At 45.1% G+C, this 7,994-nt stretch carries 10 protein-coding genes and 1 pseudogene; 9 read left to right on the top strand and 2 right to left on the bottom strand.

What is annotated here, in order from left to right; genetic code table 11:
* The first annotated feature begins 303 nt into the window (after positions 1-303).
* The 4 genes from COY37_RS10990 (at position 304) to COY37_RS10975 (ending at position 3,935) form a co-directional block, all read left to right on the top strand.
* The gene (locus COY37_RS10990) at positions 304-507 is read left to right on the top strand and encodes a cold-shock protein (RefSeq protein WP_286677531.1); all 204 of its coding nucleotides are present in this window, start codon (positions 304-306) and stop codon (positions 505-507) included.
* A 161-nt stretch (positions 508-668) separates the two neighbouring features.
* Positions 669-1,232: a ribosome hibernation-promoting factor, HPF/YfiA family gene (gene hpf / locus COY37_RS10985; protein ID WP_286677532.1), complete on the top strand. Its 564-nt coding sequence runs from the start codon at positions 669-671 to the stop codon at positions 1,230-1,232.
* Between the two features lie 260 nt (positions 1,233-1,492).
* Complete coding sequence (locus COY37_RS10980; RefSeq protein WP_286677533.1) at positions 1,493-2,713, top strand: HD-GYP domain-containing protein; 1,221 nt, start codon at positions 1,493-1,495, stop codon at positions 2,711-2,713.
* Complete coding sequence (locus COY37_RS10975) at positions 2,691-3,935, top strand: HD-GYP domain-containing protein (protein ID WP_286677534.1); 1,245 nt, start codon at positions 2,691-2,693, stop codon at positions 3,933-3,935. The genes COY37_RS10980 and COY37_RS10975 overlap by 23 nt, the downstream gene beginning before the upstream one ends.
* 118 nt (positions 3,936-4,053) lie before the next feature.
* Here COY37_RS10975 and COY37_RS12015 read toward each other — a convergent pair whose 3' ends face one another.
* Positions 4,054-4,305: a type II toxin-antitoxin system RelE family toxin gene (locus COY37_RS12015; RefSeq protein ID WP_353682406.1), complete on the bottom strand. Its 252-nt coding sequence runs from the start codon at positions 4,303-4,305 to the stop codon at positions 4,054-4,056.
* The gene (locus tag COY37_RS10970; RefSeq protein WP_286677535.1) at positions 4,292-4,561 is read right to left on the bottom strand and encodes a type II toxin-antitoxin system Phd/YefM family antitoxin; all 270 of its coding nucleotides are present in this window, start codon (positions 4,559-4,561) and stop codon (positions 4,292-4,294) included. Before COY37_RS10970 ends, COY37_RS12015 begins: the two co-directional genes overlap by 14 nt.
* A gap of 487 nt (positions 4,562-5,048) precedes the next feature.
* Here COY37_RS10970 and COY37_RS10965 point away from each other — a divergent pair, with 487 nt between their 5' ends.
* The 5 genes and pseudogenes from COY37_RS10965 to COY37_RS12105 all read left to right on the top strand — a co-directional run.
* On the top strand, positions 5,049-5,654 hold the full coding sequence (locus COY37_RS10965; RefSeq protein ID WP_286677536.1) for an amidase domain-containing protein: 606 nt from the start codon (positions 5,049-5,051) through the stop codon (positions 5,652-5,654).
* A gap of 15 nt (positions 5,655-5,669) precedes the next feature.
* The gene (locus tag COY37_RS10960; protein ID WP_286677537.1) at positions 5,670-6,251 is read left to right on the top strand and encodes a nuclear transport factor 2 family protein; all 582 of its coding nucleotides are present in this window, start codon (positions 5,670-5,672) and stop codon (positions 6,249-6,251) included.
* A gap of 452 nt (positions 6,252-6,703) precedes the next feature.
* Entirely contained in the window at positions 6,704-7,015 is a 312-nt protein-coding gene (locus tag COY37_RS10955; protein ID WP_286677538.1) for a UPF0175 family protein, read from the top strand.
* Positions 7,008-7,526 carry a PIN domain-containing protein gene (locus COY37_RS10950; protein WP_286677539.1) on the top strand — a complete coding sequence of 173 codons (519 nt, stop codon included), beginning with the start codon at positions 7,008-7,010 and terminating at the stop codon, positions 7,524-7,526. Before COY37_RS10955 ends, COY37_RS10950 begins: the two co-directional genes overlap by 8 nt.
* A gap of 287 nt (positions 7,527-7,813) precedes the next feature.
* Positions 7,814-7,994, top strand: a pseudogene (locus COY37_RS12105) (IS1634 family transposase N-terminal domain-related protein); the annotation flags it as partial.

The following is a 7,994-nucleotide window of genomic DNA, read 5'->3' as shown; positions in this document are numbered from 1 at the left end:
GCTGCCCTAGCTGACCGCTATCATATAATTGTGCCATAGTTGACGAAGTCGGTTAAAGAAAAATTCTAAAAAAATCAAATAACAGAAAAATCTGCTGCTTGCAGGCCCTTTTAGTGCTAAAAGATATGTTTATCGGTAATAAAAATGGGTAAAATATTAGTAAAATTACAGATTTTACCTGGTTACCCAATAGATTACGTGGTATGTATAACCTTGGATACAGCCGTCATGCTTTTTTGACAAGCCAATGCCGGTATTGTATTGTTTAATTGTTGTTGGCTTGCAGGTTTTTAGGAGGTGCACGTGCTTCAGGGAACGGTCAAATGGTTTAGCGCGGAAAAAGGCTACGGATTCATCGAGCAAGATAGCGGAGATGACGTATTCGTGCACTTTTCTGCCATCCAAGAGGACGGTTACAGGGCTCTTAGCGAAGGCCAGAAAGTGGCATTTGAAATCGTTGAGGGCGACCGGGGTCCTCAGGCTGCTAATGTTCAAAAAATGGTTTAGTAACAGGTAGTAGCCGGAGACCAACAACACCCCATGTATTTTATACATGGGGTTTTACATTGATCGGAACCATCCCCACGGGGTTTGCGGTTATCAAGGGGAGAGAATACATTATATAATGAAGGAACAAGTCTCTACAATCATCGATAGGGGTGTGCTTTATGGAAATTATCGTCAAAGGTCGACACGTAGAAGTTACCGATGCGTTACGCGCATATGCCGAAGATAAAATCGGGAGGATCACCAAGTATTTTGATCAAATACAGAAGATCGAGATCGAGTTCACCGATGAGAAAAACCCCAGCATAGTAAATTCAAAAACCGTTGAGGTTACCGTCTTTTCAAAAGGCCCGATTTTAAGGGCGAAAGAGTCTTCAACCGATATGTACGCATCGATAGATATGGTTGTTGATAAGCTCGAGCGCCGGATAAAGCGTTTCAAGGACAAGAATTACAGGGGATCCAAACACGCCCCGGGCCTTGGAGAGCTGGCCGTCACGAATCTTGCCGAGGACGAAGCCCGTCGCGATGAAGCCCCGAGTATCGTTAAAGTCAAGCAAGTCGCGGTTAAACCGATGGCCCCCGAGGAGGCTACAATGCAAATGGAGCTATTGGGTCACGACTTTTTTGTCTTTACTAATGCCGAAACCGATGAGATAAACGTTGTCTATAAGAGAAAAGACAGCAACTACGGCTTAATTGAACCCATTCACGGGAAGGCTTAAATAAACTCTGCGCATCCTTTAAAATCGCATATTTTATAACTGCATATTAGAGGGTCAGCATCAAAAATTCACTGGACAAAAGGTATGTACCACTTTTAATATTATTAAACGAAGCAGTAACTATCTAGCCAATCGCAAGCGAAGAACCAGTATATTAGTATCGGCAGCTAAACACCGTGAACAGTATTCCAGCAAGAGCACGAGTATTTTTCTATAGCATATACGCAGCGGCATTCGTAGTTCTGGTGGCTAGTCTAATCATGAAACCGGTACTACCCTGGCTGGAGGTCGCATTCTTTGCGCTGCTCATATTTATCACCGATTCGTTTACCATTCCATTGCCTAAAAAGGCGTTTATCTCGGTTAGCTTTACCATAATTTTCGCCACGATTCTTCTCTTCGGCCCCTGGGCCGCCACAATCGCGAGCGTTATCACGGTTTTTAACCTGAGCGACATTAAACATAAAATCCCCCGGTACAAGATGGTCTTTAGCGCTTGCAATTACGTTGTATCGGCGTTTGCAGCCGGGCACATCTACACGCTGACCGGTGGGACGACGGGCAGGATTGTCGCATCGGATTTTCCGTTTATCATCATACCGTTAGCCGTCTCCTGCACGATCTTTTTTATCACGAACACGTCGCTTATAGCGCTTGCGGTTGCCATCCTTTACGGGGAATCGGCAATCAATACCTGGCGTTACGATTTCCAGTGGCTTATCCCCAATTACTACGCCCTTGGGGTGCTTGGTTTTATCCTGGCGCAAATTTATACCTCGACCGGTCCGGCCAGTATCATTCTTCTCGTGGTGCCGATTTTAATCGCATGGCAGACCTTTGGCGTCTACATGAAGCTTAAAGGGGCCTATGTCGACACGGTAAGCGCGTTGGTGCAGGCGCTTGAGGCAAAAGACCCCTACACCAGGGGCCACTCCGAGCGTGTGGCGCAATACGCCGGGATGATTGCCCACGAGCTTAAGCTGCCGGATGATAGGGCTGAAATTCTGCGCTATGCGGCGCTGCTGCACGACATCGGCAAAATCGGGATAGCGCGCAAGGTATTAAACAAGCCGGGCAGGCTTACTAATGACGAGTTCAAGCGCATTAAGAAACACCCGGAGATCGGCGCCGGAATTATCGGTGATATCGACTTTTTAGAGTCGGCGATTCCCGCCGTCTTTTATCATCACGAGCACTTAAACGGGACCGGATATGCCAGAGGGCTTTCAGGGGAGAGAATACCGCTTCTTGCCAGGATTTTAACGGTCGCCGACAGTTTTGATGCCATGACATCGACCCGCTCGTACAGGCCGTCGTTGAGCCCACAGGAAGCCGCAGCCGAGCTTGTGGCCTGCAGCGGTAGCCAGTTCGATGGGGGAATCGTCCGGGCGTTTGTGAACACGCTTAATATTTCACTTGAAGACAGGCACTTTGAAACAGGGGAGATACAGCTTAAAATTGCAATCGAAGATCCGGCGTAAAGTCATCCTGCTGCACACAATAGTCATACTCCTTGGTTTGGGGATATTTGCCTATAGCCTGCCGGGGTTTCCGGCGGTGTCACTGGCGGTTATAGGGCTGTTTGCTGCGGCTGTTACTTCAAGCAGGCTCCTTGACATCCAGCTGCCGCAAGGGGGTAGGCTTAATATCGATACGGCCGTCATCCTTGCGAGTATCCTGCTGTTTCCGCTGCCGGATACCCTTGTAATTACTATCCTCGGCATGTTTGCATCCATGCTGATCAGACAAGTTAAACTGAAATTTGCGGCAACGCTCTACCCGCTCTCACTCAAAATCATAACCGTTTTTATATCCACGAATATTTTTTATGCATTAGGTGGCAAGCCCGGCAAAATCGAGCCCCTGCTCGGGATCATATCCTTGTTGCTATTGTGCGGGGTGTACTCGGTTATCGATCTCGGTTTCGACCAGCTGACCATCGCCGTCAACCGCGGAACCAGGTATATGCGCGGGCTTGTATCGTCTGTGCGCTTTCTCGGCCCGATCTACCTATCCTTGTCATCGCTCGGGATTCTTCTTTCGATTATGTACAAGGGGATGGGATATTGGGGGATGCTTTTGTTCTTTCTGCCGCTTATGGTGACCAGGATTTCATTTAAATCGTTTTTGGATATAAGAAAGATTTATCGCAAGACTATCGAGGCGCTCTCGAACGCGATCGAGGCGCAGAACTCCAACAGGAGCGGCCACGGCAAAAGGGTGGCGAACTACTCGGTCGATATTGCAAAAGAAATCGGCGTCCGCGGCCGCGAACTCGAGCTGATCGGCTATGCCGCGCTGCTCCACGATATCGGCATGCTCGGCGTTGACGAGGACTCGCTGGACCACCTGCTCGAGCAGGTGAGCGCACAAAGCGGGGAGGCGCCGCACGCGCTTATCGGGGCGGAGGTCGTCGAGCAGGTGGATTTCTTGCGGGATGCGGCGGATATGGTACGAACCCACCACTATCCCATCGATCGCCTGAAAAGGCCGGACGATATCCCGCTCGGAGCCAGGATCATTAATGTTGCCAGTCGCTTTGATAAACTTACGAAAACGGACATGCTTGATGAGCGCCTCACCGCATACCAGGCCGTCAGCAGGATCAAAAAAGAGCAGGGCATGAGGTTTGACCCAAAGGTCGTTCGGGCATTGATTACTACACTGCGCAAGCAAGGCAAGCTGATGGAGTACGTAAAATAGGGGGACGTTCTTAATTTGCGCAAATAACTCAAAGGTCAAACACCCCGCTTATTTTTCAGCGCGCCCAGCCAGCGTCCCCGTTGGCTAGTTTATTGCGTATTTTAACGTCCCCCTACAATCAACGATAAACTTCACGACGATGCCTAATTCTAACGATTGTTATTTCTTGGGAATTATCATCGATGATGTAAAGAATTCGATAATCACCTTGGCGGATTCGCCACTCCTCTTGATTCGTAAGTTTAACAGAACCTTGAGGTCTAGGGTTATTGACAAGCTCCCTTATTATGGTCGTAATTTTGCTTCGATAGACTGGAGCAAGCTTTATTAAATCTTTCTGTGCTCGCTCTTTTATTTTAAGCCGATACACCCGGGTGCCCTTCAAGCTCGGCAATGAATTCTTCGAAATCTTGCACTGGTTCTCCTTCAGCAAGACGAAAGTCTCTAATGTCCTCAAGGTCTTCAAGAAGTTGCATTAAGGCGTTATAACGATCAATATCCATTAAGACTGCCTTTGCTTTTCCATACTGGGTGATAAAAACAGGTTCCTTTTTCTCAGATAGACTTTTTAAGATACGTGAAAGTTGCTCTCTAACTTCACTTGCAGATAGTATGTTTATAGCCATTTTTACCCTCCTTTTGTACGAGATATATTACGATATATCTTACAAAATATATACAAAATTATCAATAAAACAAAATGTAAAAAACTCTCGTTTCCATTATTATCATATTACGATATATCAACATTAAACCCAACAACCGCTAACAACGTAAAATTAAATGTTCATGTTACGATTGACGTCCGCCCCTTTTTTTTTGCTAGCTTTGTAGACAGCGGCTAGCAGGCCGGAAATACCATATACAATGTCAATACTTACCACTAAGATGTTTGCCATTAAAATGGTGGCAAAATAACTAATTATCTGACTATCTGGCACTAACTGACAAGGGGGTGGTTAAGTTTGAGAGTCGATAGTTATATCGTTAATGGTTCTATAAACTAAAAGCCACCCCCTGGAGGCTTCAGTTATAAACTGAAGATGAAGACCAGAAGGTGGTGAGAAGAATTTACCACATGCTAATCTATAAGAAAAAGAAAAGGAGAGGGCAATGATAAGAAAAGGCAAGTTGCTGTTTGTATTTTGCTTATTGTTGGCTATAGGAAACTTTGGCCTTACATCTGATGCTTATGCTTCATATAGCGCTAGCGGGGCTGCGCAATATGCCGAGAAATATGCCACAAGCCCAAATTCAAGCTGGCCATATTTTAGTAGTGATTGCACCAACTTTACCTCTCAAGCCTTGTATAGCGGCGGAGGCTGGCCGATGAGGTATGGCTCAACAGAAGATACAAAATGGTATATGGAGCATCATTGGTATGGATGGACCTGGAGCAATTCTTGGACAGTTGCAAGCTATTTCTATAATTTCTTAAGGGCAGGCAGTTCTAATTACCTCGGCAGTTGGAAAGCTCCTACCAACGGTTCAAATTCGAGTATCACTCGGGGCGATATGCTTGCCTATGATTGGGATAGCAACGGAAGTAAAGATCACGGTGGTATAGTTACTGCATATGGTACTGACCCTAGCAACACAGGCTATTACGGAGATTTGCAGTGTCAGCATACCACCAATAGATACCGGGCTATATGGCACCTATGGCCTTATAACCCTAACAGGGCAACAACAACTATTTATGCAAGAAGACCCTACTAAAGGAGGTTTACCCCAATGGCAAATAATCATACCAAGCCTAAAGCAATAAAAATTGTGCTAAGCATAATTGCAGTAGTCATAGCGGCCTCAGGCTTACTTGGCTTTATAAGCTTAGAGAACGCAAGAGATATGGCAGAAATTGAAAAAGTAATAAAAGAGTCTGTTATTGCTGACCATATATTGCCTATATTACCTGAGCCCTATTGTTCGGACCCAAAAGGAAAAATACCTGCGCATGTTAAACAGGTGATGTTTGATAAGATTACCGCTAAATACAATGAAATATACACATCTGATTCTGCAATTAAGAAAAGCCGTATAGAATGTCTCAAAAATGCTGTATCAGGGCAGGAATCGGATAACTTCAGAGAATTAGATGGAGGCATAAAGAAGTTCGACAATTTAATCATCAATTTAAATGGGGATAGGGCAACAGCTGAGGCTGATATTAGAACCTATGCAAGAGGCAAAGGACCAGACGGCAAAATATCTACTCCTGAAGGCACTGCTCACTACAGGTTTTCCTTTGCAAAAGAGGCCGGTTGCTGGAAAATCTCTTACGAAGAATTTAATTTTTTACCGGGCGAAGAGCCTTAAGAATTCTTATGGCCGGGCGGGTATATCCCTTACGAAGAATTTGATGTCCCCCCGGGCTCGATTTAAAATTTTGTAAAAACGAGAAAAACAAGTGCGGCCAGGTGATTATATGCCTGGCCGCACTTGTTTTCAGGCGTTAGAATCAGCTTTAGGGTTTGCAGACAAAATGGCTTTGGCTTAAAGCCAGAGACGGCAAGATTGCATATTTAGCATTCTCGAGACAAGTCTAGCCGAACTTCGACAGTTAGCAGACAAATGCCGCCCCAAACAGGGCGTTATCCAGCAAAGACAGAAGGAAGCTAAAATGCGTGTAGTGCCTACGTCAAGCCATGTGTCTATGCTCCCGCTCCAGGTCGCGACCTGTGCGACGTAATGATTGACGAATATTAGCTCAAATGATACATTACATACAAATATTCTTACACATATTGTTACACATATAAGGAGAGGATATGAAACGGACTAATATAATGCTCACCGACGAGCAGCACAGAAAACTAAAAACTCAGGCAAAGAAAGAAGGAAGGACTCTCGGCGAGCTTGTAAGAGAAGCTCTTGATAAAACATACATAAAAAAGGATAGGCATGAACAACGAAAGTTCATAGCGATCGAGGCCTATGAAGAAGGTTTTATCAGCATCGGCAAGCTGTCTGAAATTCTCGGTCTCGACGTCGTATCCACAAGGCTATATTTGAAGGATAAAGGTATTCGTCTCAAGGCGCAGGAATTAGAAGATATAGACTTGGATGCGGCAAATGCATGATCGAACGCCTTATATTATTTTTGATAACTGCGTGTTGAGTAATTTTTCAACGGCAGACTCTCTTGATATCGTCAAGAAATTTTATGCCGGCTCCGCGCACGTTACAAGCTTTGTTGTTGCAGAGAATATCAAGGGAATTCTTAAAGGTCATGATGGGCTTTTAAAAGTAAGAGATGCTATAAAAGCCGGATGGATTAAGGAAATTCCGTTAGATACAACAGAAGAAAAGACCCTCTTTGAAACACTTTCAATATCGCTTGGTTTTGGTGAAGCATCAAGTATCGCTATAGCCAAGACAAGAGGCTTTGTATTTGCCTGTGATGATAAAATAGCAAGAAAGGAAGCGGCGTTTCTTGGTGTAAAACTTACAGGAACCGTAGGCATCCTTATAAAAGCAATAAAGAAAGAGATTATTGATAGCAAAGAAGCAGATAGTATATTAAATCGTATGATTGCAAATGGATTTTACTCTCCGGTTAACTCCTTATCTCAATTTCTAAGTCCCCGTTAGTCTCGTAACTAAATACAGAGTTCGTTGTAAGTCGCGGTTCGTTTAGATCAGCTTAGACGGCGCGGTTTACTAAAAACAGGAATTTTAACCGTCTTCGGGCGGTAATTATAATTATCGTTCATCAGCTAGAACCGAAGTTCCGCAGTAAATAGGCATCTTTACCCCACCCAAAATCCATAATAGCAGCTCAGCGACCTGAGGAGTGCCGGAAACGCCGAAAAAGCGTAGGCACACGTTTGGTAATCATTACCTGTACTATCAAGCACTAGATGTTGTAGCATATAGGCATGTACTTGAGAACGATCTCCCGGAAAAACAAAGATGGCTCGGTAGTGCGCTATCTATAGCTTGCACACAACGAGCGAAACGAAAAAGGCCAGGCCCAGGCCAATGTCGTCTACTCCTTCGGACGAGAGGATCGGCTCGATCGTGACGCGCTCGCCAGGTTGGTAAAAAGCATCTCTCGGT

Source organism: Candidatus Aquicultor secundus (assembly GCF_002791875.1).
GTDB lineage: Bacteria > Actinomycetota > Aquicultoria > Aquicultorales > Aquicultoraceae > Aquicultor_A > Aquicultor_A secundus.
This window is presented reverse-complemented; position numbering and strand designations above follow the sequence as displayed.

What these genes read in the sequence shown, in the direction of transcription:
- COY37_RS10970 (WP_286677535.1), bottom strand. Translation starts at nt 4,561, where the DNA reads ATGGCTATAAACATACTATCTGCAAGTGAAGTTAGAGAGCAACTTTCA.
- COY37_RS10965 (WP_286677536.1), top strand. Translation starts at nt 5,049, where the DNA reads ATGATAAGAAAAGGCAAGTTGCTGTTTGTATTTTGCTTATTGTTGGCT.
- COY37_RS10950 (WP_286677539.1), top strand. Translation starts at nt 7,008, where the DNA reads ATGCATGATCGAACGCCTTATATTATTTTTGATAACTGCGTGTTGAGT.
- COY37_RS10955 (WP_286677538.1), top strand. Translation starts at nt 6,704, where the DNA reads ATGAAACGGACTAATATAATGCTCACCGACGAGCAGCACAGAAAACTA.
- COY37_RS10980 (WP_286677533.1), top strand. Translation starts at nt 1,493, where the DNA reads ATGAAACCGGTACTACCCTGGCTGGAGGTCGCATTCTTTGCGCTGCTC.
- COY37_RS10960 (WP_286677537.1), top strand. Translation starts at nt 5,670, where the DNA reads ATGGCAAATAATCATACCAAGCCTAAAGCAATAAAAATTGTGCTAAGC.
- hpf (WP_286677532.1), top strand. Translation starts at nt 669, where the DNA reads ATGGAAATTATCGTCAAAGGTCGACACGTAGAAGTTACCGATGCGTTA.